Below are 20480 nucleotides of genomic sequence, written 5' to 3'. Positions count from 1 at the left end.
TTTAACTTCCGGAACTCCCCTAAGCGGACAGGCTTTTTCACGGCCTGTCCGCCTTTTTTTCCGGAATGGCTGAAACCGATAAAGCAATGTGCGCAAAAGAGTGAGCGGCTTTTCGCAAAAACATTGCGACAAAAAAACCTGGTGCGGGGTGATGCTTCCCCTTGACATCATCCTGCTCTGGAATCGTCACCTGTAAGCAAGTGGTGTCACACTCTCTTTGGAAATAGCGCATGACCTCTGCCCTTAAAGCGACCCGCCGTGCCTTGCTGACAACGGCCACCGCCGCCAGTCTCTGGCCAAAGGGCGCAGTTGCCCGCGTCCGAAACGGACGTGAACGCCTGTCACTCAATGACAACTGGCGTTTTCGGTTGGGCGATCCGGAGGGCCTTGATGGGGCGCTCGATTACGACATCCGCCCGGACATCAAAAAGAGCGAAGACGGTAAGGAGGCGGACGCGCGCCCCGTCGATGCGACGCAGGTGAGCGCCACGCGGCCTGTGCTGAAACCATGGATACTGCCCACCGCCAATCCCTTTATCTTTGACTCTGATAAACGCCACGTCCGGCCGGAAGGTCATCCGGGGGCGCAGGTCAGTTGGGTCAAATCCACATTCGACGATTCCGGCTGGGAGACGGTCGCCCTGCCCCACGACTGGGCCATCAAGGGGCCGTTTCTGGAAACAGGTCCCTACGGCGGCATGGGCCGGCTTAAGACCTGGGGGGCGGCCTGGTATCGCCGTAGGCTCGACATACCAGCCTCAGATAAAGGCCGGTGCCTGTTCCTGGATATCGACGGGGCCATGTCCTATGCCACCATCTGGTGCAATGAGCGCCTAGTCGGTGGCTGGCCCTACGGCTACAATTCCTTCCGCCTCGACCTGACGCCGCACCTGACCTACGGCGGTGCCAACCACATCGTCATCCGCCTCGACAACCCGCCAGAGTCAGCGCGCTGGTATCCGGGGGCGGGGCTTTACCGCAATGTCTGGCTGGTCAAGACCGACAGGGTGCACGTGGCCCACTGGGGCACGCAGATCACCACGCCGCACATCTCTCAGGACGAGGCCACAGTCGACATCGTCACTCGCATCGATAATGACGGCACCGAACCGGCCGCTATCACGATTGTCACGCGCCTCTACGCGATGGACGCAAAGGGTCAGTCCAGCGGCCGCGCCGTCAGTGAAACCGCGCGTCAATCTGTGCAGTTGGCGGCCAAATCCAGCCGCGTAATCAAAGCCTCGGCCACCGTATTACAACCCCGCCTTTGGGGACCGCCACCGGCGCAGTCGCCCAACCGCTATGTCGCGGTGACGAGCCTGATGCAGGGCGGTCGTCAGATCGACCGCTATGAGACTCCCTTCGGCATCCGCAGCCTGCGCTTTGATGCGGACAAAGGCCTCTATGTAAATGACCACTTTGTGCCGCTCCAAGGCGTCAACAACCACCATGACCTCGGCGCACTGGGGGCGGCGTTCAATGTGCGGGCCGCTGAGCGGCAACTGGAAATGCTTATGGAAATGGGTTGCAATGCCCTGCGCATGAGCCACAACCCGCCTGCCCCTGAACTGCTGGACCTGTGCGACCGCATGGGAATTCTGGTGCTGGATGAGGTGTTCGACTGCTGGGAAAAGCGCAAGACCCCACTCGACTTCCACCTGATCTTTCCCGACTGGCACGAGGCCGATCTGCGCTCCATGCTGAGGCGCGACCGCAATCACCCCTCGATCGTCATCTGGAGCGTCGGCAATGAGGTGGGCGAGCAGTATTCCGGCGAGGCGGGGGCACGGATTGCCCGCCGGCTGGTAACCATCCTGCGCGAGGAAGACACGACCCGTCCGGTCACCAATGCAATGAACTGGGCGCAGGCCGATATGCCGCTTCCGGCCGAAATGGACGTGATCAGCCTCAATTATCAGGGAGCGGGCATCCGCAGCCTGCCCAGCAAATTCCCAGCCTTCCGTGCCAAATTCCCCAACAAGATCATCTTTCACAGTGAAAGCGCGGCAGCCCTGTCAAGCCGCGGTGAGTATCAGTTTCCGGTGCCCGGCACCAACAGCGCGCCGGTTCGCCCCGGCGTCGGCGGCGACCCCAAAACCCGGCAGGTCAGCGCCTACGAACTGTTTGCCGCCGACTTCGGTTCCTCCGCCGACCGCAACTGGGCGGCGCAGGATCAGAACCCCTATGTGGCAGGTGAGTTCGTGTGGACCGGCTGGGATTATCTGGGCGAGCCCACGCCCTATTACGAGGCACGCAGTTCCTATTTTGGCATTATTGATCTGGCTGGTTTTAAGAAAGACCGCTTCTGGCTTTATCAGTCGCGCTGGCGTCCCGAGGTGCCGGTGGCGCACCTGCTGCCGCACTGGAACTGGGCTAGTAACACTCAAAATGGCCGTGAGGGCGAGGTGACGCCGGTGCACCTGTTCACTAACGGCGATGAGGCCGAGCTGTTCATCAATGGCAAGTCGCAGGGGCGGATCAAGAAGCGTCCGTTCGAATATCGGCTGCGCTGGGACTACGTCATCTACGAACCCGGCGAAATCCGCGCCGTCGTCTATAAGGACGGCAAGCCGTGGGCCGAAGCGCGCCGCCAGACCACGGGGACAGCGCACGCGCTGGCGCTGGAGGCCGACCGCAGCGTCATTGACGCCGATGGCAACGACCTGAGCTTTGTCACCCTGCGCATTGTCGATGACAAGGGCGAGACCGTACCGTTCGCCAGGGATACGGTGACCTTCACGCTGGAGGGACCGGGCGAGATCGTTGCCACCGACAATGGCGATCCGACCGATTTTACGGCCTTCCCTTCGCCAAGGCGCAAAGCCTTCAACGGATTGGCTCTGGCCATTGTGCGCGCAAAGCCTGGCCAAAAGGGGCGCCTGACCTTGCGCGCGCAGGCCTCAGGCTTGACGGGCGCTCAGATCACCCTGGCAACGCATTAAGTCAGAGAGTCTCACTCAAAAAAAACCCACTGTCGTGCGACAGTGGGCAAGATCTGAGAGAGAAATAAAACCGAACCCAGTCTTATGAATTCTCAAGACCGAGAACCGGGTAAACTACGTGATCAAACACACGACCACGTACTCGCTATACGCCCCGGACCGTAGCAGGCCTTAAGGGGCGTCGGAGCTAGGGGGCCATTCCGCGTGGGACCGGCCGAAAGGGATCAAAGCCTCTGACACGTCAGGATCAATCGGCCAAACTTGTGACCATCATCTCCCCGACATATACAGCTTGTCCAGTGATTATTATTTCAATTTGGTTTAATAATGGCAATAGTACTACAATTTGTAAATTTCAATCGTAAATTTCGCCGAGAGCCGATTTAGTGAGTGAAACCACCCATGAAACCGGTACGCCGTGTCCAGTTTGTCTCAGGCTTTGAGTTTAGAGTCTGGCTGTGCCGCGCCGGCCGGTAAGGCAGATCATATAGACACTCAGCGCTTTGGGGATTAAGATCGAACCGACGTTTAGGGCGGCGCAAGACGAACGCCCGACGCCCCCTCCGCTGTGCCAAGGCCGTTGCTTTCCCTGTAAAGACACAACACAACGGAGGAATGTCATGCCCAAGAACACGATCTGCCTGTGGTACGCGCGCGAGGCCGAAGAGGCCGCGCGCTTTTACGCCAGCGTCTTCCCGGATAGCGAGGTGACCGCCGTGCATAAGGCGCCGACCGACTTCCCCGGTGGCAAGGCGGGTCAGGTGCTGACTGTAGAATTCACTGTGTGCGGCATTCCCTGTCTGGGGCTGAACGGTGGCGACGCCTTCCAGCAAACCGAAGCTTTTTCGTTCCAGATCGCCACCGAAGATCAGGCCGAAACCGACCGCTACTGGGACGCCATCGTTGGCAATGGCGGCAAAGAGAGCGCGTGTGGCTGGTGCAAGGACCGCTGGGGCCTGTCGTGGCAGATCACACCGCGCGCCTTAAGCGACGCCATGAAACAAGGGGGCGCGGTGGCGGAGCGCGTCTTTCAAGTCATGATGACCATGGGAAAGATCGACGTGGCGGCCATCGAAGCGGCAGCGAGGGGCTGAAAATAGCCAAAAGTAGCTATGAATGGCCCACTCTGGCAATAGGGGCTCACAGCGACGGATGGATGCCTTCAACCCGCACGCGCCAGCCGTTTGTTGGAAAGCCGGGGGCGGTCCCGGCCTCCCCGTCCCAGCCACCGGCCATCAGGGCGACGGCCAAAAGCAGGCTACCGTTCGAAGGGAAATAGGTCTCCGCCGCGCGCAGATAGCCCGGCCCGTCGGGCCCGGCATCGACCTGCGCCCCGGCGCCCGTTGCGGTCGGCACAAAGGCCGCGGCGTGGGCATCGAGATGTACGCGCGGCGTCATACCGCTTTGGCCATAATGATTGTTTTTGGCGTCGAAAAACAGCCAGTCGATGGCCTCTTCCGGGGATTTCAGCCGCGCGGCAGTCAGAGCGATCATGGCATAGTCCCAGCCCCAGGTTTGCCGCAGGTCCCAGTCGCGGTTCATGCGGTCCAACGTATGGCGCATAGTGAGCTTATCTACGTCCCGTCCCGGCAGCCAGCCCAGCGGCATCAGGAAGGACGGATGGTCGCGGTTCTGGCAGGTTTCATCAATCGCGTCTGACTTACACGCTCCCGCCGCCTTGTCCCAGAAGCCGGGTTCGGAGCGCACGGGCAGATAGAGGCCATCCTTTTGCGGCAGGTCTGGCCATTTGGCCAGCACCGCGTCCCAGTCGGCGCGGCGCACCTTGCCCGACCTCTCGCGCCACGCCTGTGCCGTCTCGATACCCCAGCGATAATAGGCCACCTCAAAGGCCGGGTCATAGGTCGTCAGCGGGTCGAAATTTTCCTGCACCGGGATGATCGGCGGCCCCAGCCGGTACTTGCCCGTCTGTTCCTCTAGATAGGGGAAAGAGGCCAGGAGGTCGGCACTTTGCTCGACCAGTTCACCGTAGGTCTTGATGATGCGCACACTGTCGCCGGCCCGATACAAAAGTTCGCACATATAGATGGGATGCGGTTGCTGCCACATGATGAAGGGTGAAACCTTGGACGGGCTATCGACGCCGTCCGGCCCGATCATCTTGGGCCACCACGCGCCTTTCAGCCCCTGTTCGGCAGCTCGGGCCTTCGCCTTGGGCAGGAAGGTCACATACCAACCCAGGCTCTTTTCCAGCAGGTGCGGCCGGCCCCACAGGGCGAAGTGCGCCGAATGCCAGGGGTGCATCTCAAGGTGAGACTTGCCGTTCCAGCTATTCGAAAACAGCCCCTCTTCCTGCGGCGGGAAGGCCCCGGTCGCATTCACCGCCATCAGATATTGCGACAGGATGACCCGGCGTTCCAACTCCGGCGCGCGCGGATCCGTCGAACCGCTGAAATCGACCATTCCGCCCTGCGACCAGTAGTCGATCCAGTGCGTTTCGGTCGCCGCCTTGGCCGCATCGGGCTGTGACAGGGCGCCAATCGGATCGGGCGAAAAGGACGCCATGACCGTCAGGGTTGGGGTTGTCGCACCGACCCGATAGCTGTGTGGCGCATTGGCCTCGATAACGCTCCCCGGGGCGACGATGGCGGCGTGATAGGTGGTGGAGTCGATCTGGCGCCTTACGCGAACTTCACCGGCCCTGCGCGACACCTCGGTCGTGGTGTGGGCGGCCGGATTGTACCAATCCGATGGATCAGGATTAAGCGTCTTCGACACGCCGGGAAAACGCAGGACGACGCCCAGCCGACCCTGCGCCACCAGAGCCGAGGTGACCTCAGCTATGATCGTGTCGCTATCGGGCGGGATGCGCGTCACGACCATCACAGCCTCGTCATCATAGACAAAGCGGCTGGTCAGCGTGCCGGTCCACAGGTCGAGCGTCTGCCGCGTGTCCTTGATGTCGGCAAAGCGCGCTGGCGTCCCATCTTCCGACCGTAAATCCAGCGACAGCCGTCCCAGCGAGAAGCGATGTGGGTTTTCGCGAATCCACGCCACGGCGGGGTTTTTGGCGGCCTCGGCCCAGTCTTTGATATAGCCATAACGACGCTTTTGCCCGCGCACGTCGATCTCGATCTGCGTATCGCGTACCGTATAGCCCTGCGGATTGGGAAAACTATGCCAGGCCCATTGCGCCTCGGTCAGAAGCGGTGCGATTTTCGAATAGGGCTCTGAAAACGTCTGAAGCCCGGTAATGTCCGCCGTAAAGCCGATATTCCCGTTGCCCAACATCAGCGGCGCGTGCGGATCGACTGCGGTCAGGGTCGGATTGTGGCGGCGAACCACAGCCTCACGGTCGATGGGCGTCGTCTCAGCCGACACGGCGGGTAAGGCAGCCGAGACACCTGTGGCCGCCGCCGTGAGCAGCAGATGACGACGGGAAAGCGAAATCGGCATGGACGGTCTTCCTATAAGGGGTGGGCAGCGATATCCGCAGTCTCTTTATTTGTAATCTTGTATCACCAGAGAGCGGCTTTATCCGCACCGGGGAGAGGCAGCAAATGTGTCCGGCGTGAATTTTACCCTGTTCATAATACCGGCATCCCACGATAGCAATCATATGGACCGCGGCCATTTCTTCACAATTACGCACATTCAATCAGAAAATGGCCTGAAAGCCACACATTTTTTCATGCAATTGCCCTGCTGCGTTGCAATATTTCGCAAATGAAAGAGATTTCAAAAAATGTGTCGAAATTGAGCATTTTCGTTTACACCCCCTCACGCTTCGAGTATCTATTTTGAAAAATACATTCCGATAAAAGGGACGAAAATGCCGTCAGCGAGATGGGTGGGCCTGATTTCCGCCACGAGCCTTGCCGTGTCTATTGCCGCCGGGCCGCAGATGGTCGGGGCGGCGGTGATCGGCACCAATACGCCGGCACCTGAGGTAAGTTTGAACCGTCTGGGCGAGTTGCCCGCGACGCAACGCGCCGCGTGGGCCGACTATATTGCGCGCTCGCAAAAGCAGATGGCCTACGATAAGGCGGCGCTGGCCGCAGAGCTTCAGCCGGGCGAAACTCCGCCCCCGCCGCCCGTCGCCGGCAGCGGCAAGATGGCGTTGAATAAAGACGCCGCCTGGTACGCCACTGCCGAAGCGCGCGCCATCGCCGACACCATCGTCAGCTTCCAGACCCCGTCGGGGGGCTGGAGCAAGAATCAAGACCGCACCAAACCGCCACGTCTGCGCGGTCAGCGCTTTGGCAATAATGCCGAGACGATGGAGCTAAATACAGGCAGTTTTGATGCCCCGCACGACCGTTTCTGGACGTTTGTCGGCACGCTGGACAATGGCGCGACCTGGACCGAGATGCGCTTCTTAGGCCGCGTGCAGGCGCAAGCCACCGGACAAGAGGGCGACGCCTACCGCGCCAGCATCCTGAAGGGCATCAACTACCTGCTTATGGCGCAATACCCCAATGGGGGCTGGCCGCAGAACTATCCGCTGGAAGGCGGTTTCCACGACGGTATCACCTTCAATGACGATGCGGTGGCGCAAGCCGCCCTGCTTTTGACCGATATCTCCGAGGGGAAGCCGGATTTTGCTTTTGTGCCCGCCGATCTGCGCCGCAAGGCCGGTGAGGCCGCCGCGCGCGCGTTGCGCCCCATTCTGGACGCTCAGGTCGTAGTGAATGGCAAAAAAACCATCTGGCCGCAGCAGGTCGATGCTCTGACGCTCGCCCCCATTTCGGCACGCAATTACGAGATGCGTTCTCTGGCCAGCGCTGAAAGCACGGATGTGCTTCTGTTCCTGATGCGTCAATCCAAACCGTCCGCAGAGGTGCGCGTCGCCATCCATGCCGGCGTCGAATGGCTGAAAGGTCATGCCATCTATGACAAAGCCTTTACCGAGGTCAGCAAGGCGGAAGGCCGAAAGCTGATCGACAAGCCGGGGGCGGGGCCGATCTGGTCGCGCAACTATGACATCCAGACCGGCAAGCCGATCTTCGGCGACTGGGACAAGTCGATTCAGGACGATGTGAACACTATCTCCAAAGGCCGCCGCAATGGCTATTCCTGGTACGGGTCAGGGCCGAAAAAGGCCATAGACGCCTATGCCGACTGGCTCAAAACGCACGCGAAATAGGGTATTTATGCTATCGCGCCGCCATTCCCTCCACCTGCTGCTGGCAACCGGTCTGATGACCGGGAAGGCGGCGCGTGCGGAGGAAGACCGGGAGATTTCCATAGCTGCGCCCGGCACCCTCAGTACGGCGACTGTGCGTGCCGAGGATTTTGGTGCGAGGGGTGACGGCGTGACGCGCAATACGGCGGCCCTACAACGTGCCATCGAAGCCGCAGCCGCACAAAATGCCACGCTTGTTCTGGCGCCGGGGACCTATCTGACCGGTTCACTGTTCCTGAAGTCGGGCATGGCGCTGCGTCTGGACAAGGGCGTAACGCTCGTGGGGGAGCAAACGATCGAGAGCTATCCGGTTATGCAGACCCGCATTGCCGGCATTGAGCTGCCCTGGCCCTCCGCTCTTCTGAATGTTTATGACCAAACCGATGTGCGCATCTACGGTGAAGGAAAGATCGATGGTAACGGAAAGGTCTTCTGGGACCGCTTTCAGTCGATCCGTGCCGATTATGAAGCGCGCGGGCTGCGCTGGGCGGCGGACTACGACGCTCAACGCCCACGCCTGATCCAGATTTATAACTCCAGCCGCATCGAACTGGGCAACGGGCCAATGGCTGAGCCTTTGCAACTAGCGCGTTCCGGTTTCTGGACCGTGCAGATCGTCTATTCGCACGATGTGAAGGTCTCTGGCATCACTGTGCGCAATAATATCGACGGAAAAGGCCCTTCTACCGATGGTGTGGACATCGACTCTTCGCACACAATTCTGGTGGAGCACGCTGATATTGACGCCAATGACGACGCCCTGTGCCTGAAAGCCGGACGGGATGCCGATGGTCTGCGCGTCAACCGTCCTACGGAAAATGTCGTCATTCGCAATTCGACGATTCGCGCGGCTTATGCCGGAGTGACCTTCGGGTCAGAAACGTCTGGCGGTATCCGCAACGTGCGTGTTCACGACCTTAGGGTCATCGGACCTGTCCGCTACGGTATTCTGTTCAAATCAGCCGCAACGCGCGGCGGTGGAGCTTCGGACATTGACATCAGCGACATCGACGTCGCTCAGGCTGAAACGGGCATACGCATCAATCTCAACTGGTTCCCGGCCTACAGCTACGCGAAGATTCCTGAAGGTCTCACCGCGTATCCGGCTTACTGGGCGACTCTGACGGCGCCCGTGCCACGCAGCAAGGGTTTGCCTCAGGTGCATAACATTCGCATCCGGCGCGTCACCGCCAAAGGCTTGAAGACCGCCGTCGATCTGGAAGCCTATGCCGACGTACCTCTCAGCAACATCCAGATCGAGGATGTGACCCTCGAAGCCGATCAGTTGGGTTCGATCCGTCATGCCCGAAACGTCCGCTTTGTCCGCAGCCGCCTCGTCAGCCGCACAGGCGCACCGCTTCAGTTGGAGAACGCCGAAACGCTCACCGGCCTGCCGTAAGGGAGGCACCCATTCATCACCGCCACCACCCTATGACACCGGTGGCTCAACTCAAGATCAACAAAACGACCCGGAAGCCAATCCGGGGACACCACAAATGGGAAGGGATTTAGACCATGAAACTCAGAAACACCGCCCTCATGTTCAGCGCCTCTCTGGTGGCGCTCTGTAGCGCCAGCGCGGCACTGGCGCAAAACGCACCGGCGCAACCGGCCGCCAAGGCCGACGACGTTCAGGAAGTGATCGTTGTGGGCGCGCGCCGCGCAGAGCAATCGGCTATCAATCGCAAGAAAAAAGCCGCGACAGCGCAGGACTCCATCGTTGCCGATGACGTCGGTAACTTCCCGGACAAGAATGTTGGTGAAGCCATTGCACGCATCGCCGGTGTCGCGTTGAACATTACAGACTCAGGCGACCAGGGGGGCTTCACGATCCGCGGTCAGGGCGATGACCTCGTTCGTATTGAGGTGGACGGTATGTCTATGTTGCCAACCGACTCCCAGAATGGACGTTCGGTCACGGCACTCAACGACATGTCGTCTGACCTGATCAAGAGCGTGGACGTCATCAAGGGCCAAACCGCCGATATGCGCCCCGGCGGCGTCGGCGGCACGGTGAAGATCGAACAGCGCGGCGGCCTCGACTTCGCCAAGCCGCTGTACAAGTTTAACCTGCAGTACCAGCGCAACACGCTGGACGGCAACTGGTCGCCGCGCGCCAACCTCATCCTGACGCGCAAGTTCCTCGACAACCGTCTGGGCATCCTGTTCAACTTCACCTATGACGACGCCCGCACCTCAACCGATTTTAACAGCGTATCGGACAAACAGGTCGGCTATCAGCCGTTTGGTGATCACGACAACTCGCCGGAAAAAACCTTCACCACCCCCTATGACAAGGTGGCCGCCGCCGTCACGACCAAGGCCGGTTGCGCGGCCCTGCCAACGACCGGCATTAACAGCCGTCTGAACTGCTATGCGCAATGGGAAGACTATGCACCGTCCCTGCCGCGCATGCGTCGCGAAAATCGCCGCGATACGCGCACCTCCTTCCAGCTGCGCGCCGACTATCGCTTCAGCGACAGCCTGACCGGCTTCATCTCCTACAACCCCAATATCCGTAAACAGGATTTCCAGGCCTATAACCTGCAAATCATCGCCCCGTCGGGCTCGACCTCCACGGCCGGCGTGCTGAGCACCAACATGCGCAATGTCGTGGTCAACGCGAACCACTACATCACCCAGTACGATCTGATCCGGGGCAATGGCGTCACCACGCTGAACTATGACAGCCAGATCCGCGATATTCAGCGCACGAATGAGCAGCACTACACCCAGATCGGACTCGACTACAAAAAGGATCAGTGGATCGCCAAGGGCCGCATCCAGTATGGGTCTGCCAAGGGGGAGCGCGAAGATGATGCGTTCAAGATCATCGCCTCCATCCCTTCGGCCCGTTTTTACATGATCCCGGAAAACGGTCTGTGGACATTTGACGTACCAAATGTCGATCTGACCAGCCCGGCAGTCTTCTATCCCACCTCACCGGACAATGCCGGGGCCACGCCGCGTCCCGGCGTGTTCCAGAACCCGACGACGACCGCGCGTCTGGAATACACGCCGCAGGCCGACAAGAATAACGAGTTGAACGTTCAGCTGGATGTCACGCGCTTCTTCGACCATTTCGGCCCTCTGAAGACCGTCAAGTTCGGACTGTCGCACACAGCACGCGAAAACAAGACCTGGCGCGAAGGCGGCTTTAACATCGCACCGGGCGTCACACTGTCGCGAGCCCGAAGCCTCGACTATATTCGTCTATGTGACCCCAGCGTCAGCGGCGCAAACTGTCAGTACGGCTCACGTACCCTCGTGACCAGCCCGACCAGTCAGGATCGTCTGGAAAAGGAACACATGCTGACTCCGGCCCAGTATCGCGAACTGCTGCAAAACAGCATCATCAAGATGCCGGGCGCCAACTATTTTGAAGGGATGCCGGACCGTGGTGCGCTGATCAACTCGTGGACGGCGTTCGACTTCGACAGCTTCTTCAGCACGCTGGGTCAATATGCCGACCTCAGCCATCATAACCTAAACTGCCTGTACGAATGTATCGCGTCTGACGGCAAGACCTACACGCGTCCCAGCTATTCGACAGAAGAAGGCACGACCTCGGCCTACCTGATGGGCGATTTTGAGGCGCGCCTGTTTGGTATGCAGGTTACGGGTAATCTCGGCTTTCGCTATCAGAAGATAGACGTTCATGCTGCGCCGTCGGTTAACTTCTATAACCGTACGCTGGACACGACCAAGGTCTCGGCACTCAACCCGGCCCCCTATACCGACGTCTTCGTCTCACGCCGCGTCACTCAGGTTGATCGTCAGTCAGAAGACTTCCTGCCAAGCTTCAATCTCGCCATCTGGCCGATCGAAGATCAGGTGGTTTTGCGTTATTCGATTGCCAAGCAGCGTGCACGCCCCAGTATGACGCAGCTGACCGGTACCAGCGCCGCCAACTGTTATAAGCTCGATCAGGCCCTCCTCAACTTCTACGCCAACAATCCGGGCTATTTCGACGACGGCGATCCGGACACCGAAGACCCCACCGCTTCGACCGCCACACGGTGTTCGGGCCGCATCGGCAACCCGGAACTGAAAGGTTATGAAGCCACCACCTCTAACTTGTCTCTGGAATGGTATCCCAACAAGGACACGCAGGTGTCGCTGGCCTCCTACAGCATCGACGTGAAGACCCAGCGCCCCGAAAACGTTACCCTGCCGGAATACGAGCTGGAAGGCACCAAGTATATCGCAGACACATTCGAAGACGGCCCCGGCGGCTTGAAGCAAACCGGTTTTGAGGTGTCAGCCCGTACGGCCTTCACCTTCCTGCCCTGGTATTTCAAGTATACAGGGGGTGGTTTCAACTACTCCAAGACAGAGTCAAACGCTGCTAACACCGCGGTCGATCCAATAACGGGAAAAGCGCTGCCACCCCGATTCCAGTCGGATTTCTACTATAACGTCAACCTCTGGTATGATGATGGTCGGCTCAATGCCCGCGTCGCCTACCAGAAGCGCGACTTCTACTACGATCGTATGGACGCCAGTGAAGGCACCAATCGTGTGCCAAACGAAGCGACCCAGCAGGCTCTTGGCATCAATCTGGAGCCCTACGGTGGCGCGACCAGCTACTTCAAGACCGTGACGCCTATCTACAAAAACGGCTCGAAGTCTCTGGATGCGCGCATGTCCTACAAGATCAACAAGAAGCTGGAGCTGTTTGCCGAAGGCAAGAACCTGCTCGACGACACGGTCACCCGCTATGCGCCCGAAGAGTATCGCAATGTCGGTGGCGGTACGCCCTATGTCTTCGATACCCTCTACTACGGTCGCCGCTACTACTTTGGCATCATCACCACCTTCTAAACCCTTTCAGTACGCGTAACTTTGCCCGTAACTGAGTCCGGCCCCTTTGACCGGGGCCGGACCTTTTTAAGAACGTTGCCCATGACCCCGCACCCGCGCCCGAAACACGCCACCCTGTCGCTGGTCATGTGCGCTCTTCTGGCCTCATCCGTTGTGGCCGCCGATGCGCCGCAGACAACCCCCGTGGCCGGGATCGAAGCGCGCTGGCTAACGCCGCCGCCCCGCCCCACTACGACCTTTGCCCCCGACCAGGTGCCAAGCCGTCAGGCGGTCCTGCCCGTGCTGGAATACGTCGCCGCCGCTCAGATCGCCGATATGAGCCGCCGCCCCATCCAGCTTTCGACCGGGTCCAACCTCTCTGAAATTTCCTCCAACTGGGTGGCCGCCACCTTCTATGTTGGCGCGGGACGATTGGCGCGGATCAGCGACAATCCCGACACCCTGCGTTTTCTGACCGCCACGGCGGAGCACTATCATTACGCCTTTCGCGGCGCGCGGGCCGAGCGCCTGATGCTCAATGCCGACGAGCTGGCCATCGGCGACCTTTATCAGGAACTCTATGCGCGCCGGGGCCAGCCGGGTGTGCTCATGCCCCTGCAACAGAGGCTCGATTACATGGTCCCGCATCTCAACCGCGCACAGGAAACAGAAGCCCTGATCTGGTGGTGGAGCGATGCCCTATTTATGGCCCCGCCCGTGCTGGCGCGACAGTCAGCCCTGACCGGCGATCCGAAATACCTGAAGGCCATGGACAGGGAATGGCGGCGCACCGCGGCGCGTCTGTGGGTCGAAAAGGACCGCCTCTTCCTGCGCGACGAGCGGTTTAAGGACCAGAGTCATCTGGGCACCGGTGGCCAACCTATCTACTGGGCTCGCGGCAATGGCTGGGTAATGGGGGGGCTGGTGCGTGTGCTGGACGCCCTGCCCGCCGACTTTGAAGGCCGTGCATTCTATGTCGATATCTTCAAAAAAATGGCCGGCCGCCTGATCGAATTGCAGCAGGCCGACGGCCTTTGGCGCAGCGACCTGAATGATCCGAAAGGCTATCCCGAAGCCGAAACCTCCGGCTCCGCCTTCTTCGTCTATGCACTGGCATGGGGTATCAATCACGGTCTTCTGGACCGCGCCACCTATCAGCCCGCAGTGACGAAGGGCTGGGCGGCGCTCAATCGGCACGTTCTGCCCAATGGCCTGATCGGCGCGGCGCAAAAGACCGGCGACCGGCCGGTGCCGACCAAACCTACCGACGTCGGCCCCTACGCCACCGGTGCTTATCTTCTGGCGGGGATCGAGGTGATGGGCCTCAATGAACCGGTGCAGAGCCTGCCCGAGGCGCCATTGCCCCGTGATAGCGACGACGCCATCTTTGCCACCACGCCGCAGCCCATCGCGCCGGTGACCGTGGTCGGGGATGCCGAAAAGGCACGCCGGGAGGCCGAAATGAAGGCGACCCGTGCCCTCGCGTACGATCCGACGACGCTGAAACGTCCGACCCCCATCGAAAAGCTGACGCCACCGGCGGATCAGACGCCGCGCGCAGTTGCCCGCTTTGCGCCGGATCGGTTCGACGATCTTTTGTGGGAAAACGACCGCGTCGCACACCGCATCTATGGCCCGGCACTGGAGGTGCGCGAAGCCCCGTCGGGTTCTGGCATCGACGTGTGGGCCAAGCGTGTGCGCTACCCTTATATGGACCGCCAGCTAAGGTTCCCCAACTACCACACCGACCGCGGCGAAGGCCTCGATTATTACGATGTCGGGCGCGGACGCGGTGCGGGAGGGCTTGGCATTTGGTACGAGAACAAGCTGTGGACCTCGCGCAACTTCTCGACTTACCGCATCGACAAGACCGGCGGGGATGAGGCAAAGTTCAGCGTCGATTACCGTCCCTGGCCCGTCGATGTGGTGCGTAAGGTGTGGGAAACGCGCACCTTCTCCCTGCCGCTGGGCTCAAACTTCACGCGGATGACCTCTACGCTACGCTCGGATACCAAAGACCCTCTGATCGTCGGTATCGGCATTAACAAGCGCAAGAGCGATGGCGGATCGGGCGTGGTGACGAAGGACGCCAAGGCGGGCATTTTAAGCTTCTGGGAGCCGGATGTCGGCGATCACGGACACATCGCCATCACCATCGCCGTTGATCCGGCCATGGTCGAAGGCTTTGTCGAAGACGCTGAAAACTATCTGATCCTCGTGCGCGTCACACCGGGGCAGCCCTTCACCTACTATATGGGATCAGCCTGGGACGGGGGGCTTGATTTCAAGTCACGTGAAGCGTGGGACGTCTTTGTCAGGACTCAGAGCTTTACCTTTAAACCTGTACAGTAAGGAGCAGCCCCATGACGGATTCGACCCGCCGCGCCACGTTGAAAGGCCTGTGCGGTGCCTCGGCCCTGCTGCCTCTGATCGTGGGTCAGACCGCGCAGGCGCAAGCCGCGGCAGTGCCCGCAACGACACCACCAGGCCAGGCTCCCCGCGCCTTTACTGACCCGAAGACCGGCCGTCGCGTGATACGCGTCTCCGATGAAGACGGCTCCGGCGTCCTTTACTTCTATCGCCACGCCTTTACGCCTCAAGGCGACATAATGGTCATGAAGTCGCCGTCGGGGATTGCCGCCGTGCGCTTGAGCGACTGGAAGACCAGTCTTCTCGTCAAGGGCAAGGATAACGATCTTCTGTTCATGATGCGCACCACGCGCGAAGCCGTCTATGCTGTCACAGACTCCGGCGAAGGTGAGGCCGAGGACCGCCCCAAGACGCTTTACGCCATCCATGTGGACACGAAACAGGTGCGCAAGCTAACCCGCATACCGGCCGGCCGCATCACCTGCTCGAATGCCGACGACACCCTGCTTCTGGGGCAGGTCGCCTATGGGGCCAAACCCTTGCAGCCGAGGGACAAGGCTTCGGTGGACAAGTTCGGACAGGCCGAATACGCCGCCTTGGGCCCGGACGGCAAACCGCTCAACTTTGCCAAGGCCAAGGGGGTACGGATGCTGGAACGCTGGGCGGCGCGCGTGCCGGCAGAACTGTTCACCATTGACCTCAAAACTCAGGCACGCCGGGTCCTTTTCACAACCGAGGAATGGATCGGCCACGCACAATTTTCGCCGACCGACCCGACCCTGATCCGGTTCTGCATGGAAGGACCGTGGCATCGTGTCGATCGGATTAAACTGATCAAATCCGATGGCACAGGACTAAAAAGCGTACACACCCGCAGCATGAACATGGAGATCTGGGGTCACGAATTCTTCAGCCATGACGGTAAATGGCTGTGGTACGACCTGCAAACGCCGCGCGGTCAGGTCTTCTGGGTGGCGGGTCTGGAACTCGCCACCGGCAGGCGCGTATGGAAGCGGCTGGACCAAAACGACTGGGGCGTGCACTTCAACATCGCGCCCGACAATAAAACCTTTGCCTCAGACGGTGGCGATGCCGATATGGTGGCCCACGCACCGGACGGCAAATGGATTTCACTGCTGGAGGCCGAAACCATCGTTGATGCCGACCTGCCTTCCTATGATGAAAAGCTGATCACGATTGAAAAGTTCAAGGCGACGCGGCTGGTCGATATGGGCGCGCACGACTACCGGCTTGAGCCCAATCTGCGCTTCACGCCGGATGGCAAATGGCTCGTCTTCGTCTCCAACATGCACGGGGCGAACCACGTCTACGCGGTCGATGCCCGACCGGGGGCGACCGGCTGATCATGTTTTTAAAGACCTATTACGCCACCCACCCCGACCAACTGGCGCTCGCTGATACGCAGACCCTGCGCGACCGCTATCTGATCACCGGACTGTTCGCTCCCGAAGCGGTCAGGTTCAACTATCTGCATCAGGAACGTCTGGTCATCGGCGGGGCCGCCCCGGTAGAGCAGCGCGTTGCCCTGCCTATGGTAAGTGAGCCGGCCTCGGCGGCCGGTTCATCCTTTCTGACACGCCGCGAAATGGGCGTCGTCAATGTCGGCAGCGGTGCCGGCGTGGTGCGCGTTGAGGGGGTCGCCTATGTCCTCAGCCCGCTCGATGCTCTCTATATCGGCGCGGATACAGGCGAGGTGACCTTTGAAAGCGTGGACGCCGCGACCCCGGCACGCTTCTACCTCGCCTCTACCCCGTCGCATTTCAGCTACCCCACCCAGCACATCCCCCTGTCGGGCAGCCACCCGCTGGAACGCGGCAGCCTTCAGACCTCAAACGAGCGCATTATCCATCAATTGATTGTGCCGCGCATCTGCCGTTCGGCGCAGTTGCTGATGGGCCTGACGCTGCTTAAGCCCGGCAATGTGTGGAACACCATGCCGCCGCATCTGCATGACCGCCGCTCAGAAGCCTATTTCTACTTTCAGATGGGTGAAAGTGATCGCGTCTTTCACTTCATGGGTCAGCCGGGTCACACGCGCCATCTCGTCGCCGCCAATGAAGACGCCATTATCTGCCCGCCGTGGTCGATCCATTGCGGGGCGGGCACGTCCAACTACGCCTTCATCTGGGCTATGGGCGGCGAAAACCTCGACTATGGCGATTTCAGCGAACTTGACCTGTGCCAGCTCGCCTGAACACAAATCACGGGCTTGTCGCCTTCTCCCATTAATGGTTACATCGTTATCCGGTTTCGCTTAGGCGAAGGTAAGGTAACACACATCTTCCGACCACAGATGCATAGGGCGGGGAGCCATTGATCATGACCATATCTGTTCGTCGTTTGCGCATGGCCGCAGCCCTCACTCTGGTCGTCTCACTGGGGTATACGCCCGCCTATGCGCAGCCCGCCGCCAAAGCGCCCATCCCCTCATCGGCCGCTACCGCGTCGCTGATCCCGACAGAGGTCTATACTCTGCCCAACGGCCTGCGCGTCGTGATGAATGTGGACCGCTCAGACCCCGTTGTCGCAGTAGCGCTGGTCGCCCATGTGGGCTCAGGGCGGGAAACGCAGGGCCGAACGGGCTTTGCACACCTGTTCGAGCATCTCTTCTTCCTAGACTCCGAAAATCTCGGACCCGGCGGTCTGGACAAGCTCTCCGCTCGGGTCGGCGGGGAAGGGGCCAATGGCTATACCAGCATGGACCAGACGGTCTATCTGCAGACCGTGCCGAATGACGCCCTGGAAAAGATGCTGTGGGCGGAGTCGGACAAGCTTGGTTTCTTTATCAATACGGTCACTCCGGCGGTCGTTGCCAAGGAGATCGAGGTCGTTAAGAACGAGAAGCGGCAGCGAGTAGACAATGTCCCCTACGGTCAGGAATTGCCAATTATCCAGTCTAACCTGTTCGCGCCCGATCACCCCTATAGCTGGACGACCATCGGCTCTCTGGCCGATTTATCAGCAGCCTCGCTTGAAGATGTGCGCGGCTTTTACCGTCGCTGGTACGTGCCTAACAATGTGACACTGGTGATTTCGGGGGACTTTGACCCCGCTCAGACCCGACAGTGGGTTGAGCGTTATTTTGGGGAATTCAAGGCCGGACAGCCAGCGGCCATCCCAGCTCCCCGCCCGGCCAGCCTGAAAGCCACGCGCCGCCTCAGCCACGTCGATGCCTTTGCGCCTCTTCCCAAGCTCACTCTGGCGTGGCCGACGCCGGAAAGCACCGCACCTGATGCGGTGGCTACAGAGCTCCTGTTTGCGGCCCTGACAGAAGCGCCTGATGGACCCGTCTATCGCGCCGTTGTCGATGAGGCGAAGCTTAGCGATGGGGTGGATGGGTCCACCTGGGATAATCAAATGGCGGGCCTCGGCTTTATACAGGTGAGGGCCTTTGAAAACGTGCCGCTCGACAAGGTTCTTGCAGCGGTCAACGACGGCATAGAACGCTTCAAACGCGAGGGCATCAGCACTGACAAGCTCGAGCGCCTGAAAGCAACCAGAGAGGCCGCCCTCTATCAGCAAGTGGGCAGCGTTATCGGCAAGGTGCAGATGATTGCCAACTCCGAAACCCAGACCCGGCGTCCGGACATGGTTGACAGCTATCTTCAGCGTCTGAAAGCCACAAAGCCGGCGGACCTGATGGCGGCGCTGGATCGCTATGTCGCGGGACGACCGCGTCTGGAGCTAGGCACCCTGCCCAAGGGTCAGGACGCGCTGGCCCTCACGGGGTCGCAACCGGCCACGGTCGAGGCCGAAGAAGCCATTGTACTGGGGGCCGAAGCGGCGGTCGATCAGACGGCCGGGCGCACCGCGGTCGCGCGCACCCCTTCGCGGATTGACCGAAGTGTCGAACCACCTGCCGGACCGACACCCCAGATCCGCACGCCCGCCATCTGGAAAACGGCCCTGTCCAACGGCCTGGGTGTAAGTGGAATCGAAGATCATGAGCTGCCCGTCGTCTCATTCCAGATCGCCATTGATGGCGGTCAGTTGCGCGACGATCCGGCCAAACCGGGCGCCGCCAGCCTTGTCGCCGATATGCTTATGCGTGGCACGAAAACCCGCACACGTGAACAATTCCAGAATGCTCTTAAAGGTCTGGGGGCCAGCCTTTCGGTGTCGGTTGGTGAAGAGCGAACGCTCATCAGCGGCACGACGCTGGCGCGTAACTTCAACACCACGGCCGCCCTTATAACCGAAATGCTCACGGCCCCGCGCTGGGAGGCGGGGGAGCTGGCGCTGGCCAAATCCGCCGCGGTCGCAGGTATTCAGGCCTCGCGCGCCGAGCCGGAGGAACTGGCGGAACTTGTGATGCGACAGGCCCTCTATAAAGGTCGGGTGCTGTCGAACGATGTGCGTGGCACACCGGAGTCGGTTGCCAGCCTCACTCTGGACGACCTGAAGAGCTTTGTGAAACTCACCTATTCGCCGCAAAACGCCCGCATCCGTGTCGCCGGCGCAATCAGCGAAGCCGAGGTCGCCAAGGCCTTTGCTCCGTTGGCGGCACAGTGGAAGGGGGAGCCACTGCAACCGGCCGGCAGTATCGCCTTTACCGCGCCGGAGCGGACGCAGGTCCTCTTTTATGACGTGGCGGGTGCAAAGCAGTCAGCGCTTTTGTTTGTGCGGCCGGGACCTGCCCGCGCCTCGGACGACTGGTTCAAAGGGTATGCGGCGAACTACATTCTGGGCGGCGGGGGCTTTGCGTCGCGCCTGACGCAGGAACTGCGGGAGGGCAAAGGTTATACCTATGCGGCCGACTCGCGCTTTGCCGGCGGCACGACGGGCGGGCGTTTTCAGATGAATGCGCCCGTGCGCGCCAATGTCACGCTGGAATCGGCGGCGCTGATGCGCGATATTATGCGCGACTTTGGCTCGACCTATACGGAGGCAGACCTTGCTCTGACGAAGGAGTCGCTGACCAAGGCCCGGGCGCGGTCCTTCCAGACCCTGCGTGCGAAGCTGGGACTTCTGGCCCGCATCGGCGATGAGGGTTTACCGGCGGATTATATCGCACAGGAAAGCGCAACACTTGCCACTCTGGATAAGGCCGCCGTGCAAGAGATCGCACGCACTTATCTCAATACGGATCGTATGATCCTCGTGGTGGTCGGTGACGCAGCCACACAGGCTAAACGACTGGACGCGCTGGGCTACGGTCCGGTTCAGAAGGTTGAGCCTTTCCGCTGATCGTCAGCGGAGGG

The 20480-nt window shown here is 60.4% G+C and carries 11 protein-coding genes; 9 read left to right on the top strand and 2 right to left on the bottom strand.

Features of this window, described 5'->3' with window-relative positions; genetic code table 11:
* Positions 1-37: 37 nt before the first annotated feature.
* Entirely contained in the window at positions 38-232 is a 195-nt protein-coding gene (locus ASTEX_RS17880; protein WP_041659719.1) for a hypothetical protein, read from the bottom strand.
* Here ASTEX_RS17880 and galB point away from each other — a divergent pair.
* On the top strand, positions 231-2942 hold the full coding sequence (galB, locus tag ASTEX_RS17875; RefSeq protein WP_013481042.1) for a beta-galactosidase GalB: 2712 nt from the start codon (positions 231-233) through the stop codon (positions 2940-2942). The two genes, ASTEX_RS17880 and galB, sit on opposite strands and share 2 nt — an antisense overlap.
* A gap of 620 nt (positions 2943-3562) precedes the next feature.
* Positions 3563-4036 (top strand): VOC family protein, encoded by a 474-nt coding sequence (locus tag ASTEX_RS17870; RefSeq protein ID WP_013481041.1) that lies wholly within the window; start codon positions 3563-3565, stop codon positions 4034-4036.
* 46 nt (positions 4037-4082) lie between these two features.
* On the opposite strand, the gene ASTEX_RS17865 is transcribed toward ASTEX_RS17870, so the two are convergent.
* The gene (locus ASTEX_RS17865) at positions 4083-6356 is read right to left on the bottom strand and encodes a hypothetical protein (protein WP_013481040.1); all 2274 of its coding nucleotides are present in this window, start codon (positions 6354-6356) and stop codon (positions 4083-4085) included.
* A 376-nt stretch (positions 6357-6732) separates the two neighbouring features.
* Between ASTEX_RS17865 and pelA the strand changes: the two genes are divergently transcribed.
* The 7 genes from pelA to ASTEX_RS17830 all read left to right on the top strand — a co-directional run bounded on the left by pelA (position 6733) and on the right by ASTEX_RS17830 (position 20466).
* Complete coding sequence (pelA, locus tag ASTEX_RS17860) at positions 6733-8046, top strand: pectate lyase (protein WP_013481039.1); 1314 nt, start codon at positions 6733-6735, stop codon at positions 8044-8046.
* Between the two features lie 7 nt (positions 8047-8053).
* On the top strand, positions 8054-9484 hold the full coding sequence (locus tag ASTEX_RS17855) for a glycoside hydrolase family 28 protein (protein WP_013481038.1): 1431 nt from the start codon (positions 8054-8056) through the stop codon (positions 9482-9484).
* A 116-nt stretch (positions 9485-9600) separates the two neighbouring features.
* A complete protein-coding gene (locus ASTEX_RS17850) occupies positions 9601-12909 on the top strand; it encodes a TonB-dependent receptor (RefSeq protein WP_013481037.1) in 3309 nt (1102 codons plus the stop codon).
* A gap of 81 nt (positions 12910-12990) precedes the next feature.
* On the top strand, positions 12991-15240 hold the full coding sequence (locus tag ASTEX_RS19565; protein WP_013481036.1) for a glycoside hydrolase family 88 protein: 2250 nt from the start codon (positions 12991-12993) through the stop codon (positions 15238-15240).
* 11 nt (positions 15241-15251) lie between these two features.
* Positions 15252-16622 (top strand): oligogalacturonate lyase family protein, encoded by a 1371-nt coding sequence (locus tag ASTEX_RS17840; RefSeq protein WP_013481035.1) that lies wholly within the window; start codon positions 15252-15254, stop codon positions 16620-16622.
* A gap of 2 nt (positions 16623-16624) precedes the next feature.
* Positions 16625-17473, top strand: coding sequence for a 5-dehydro-4-deoxy-D-glucuronate isomerase (gene kduI, locus ASTEX_RS17835; RefSeq protein WP_013481034.1), 849 nt, complete (start codon positions 16625-16627; stop codon positions 17471-17473).
* Positions 17474-17598: 125 nt separating this feature from the next.
* Positions 17599-20466 (top strand): M16 family metallopeptidase, encoded by a 2868-nt coding sequence (locus tag ASTEX_RS17830; RefSeq protein ID WP_013481033.1) that lies wholly within the window; start codon positions 17599-17601, stop codon positions 20464-20466.
* The last annotated feature ends 14 nt before the right edge of the window (positions 20467-20480 follow it).

Origin of the sequence: Asticcacaulis excentricus CB 48, assembly GCF_000175215.2 — a bacterium.
GTDB lineage: Bacteria > Pseudomonadota > Alphaproteobacteria > Caulobacterales > Caulobacteraceae > Asticcacaulis > Asticcacaulis excentricus.
Note: the sequence above shows the minus strand (reverse complement) of the source record. Positions and strands in the feature narration are given on the sequence as shown.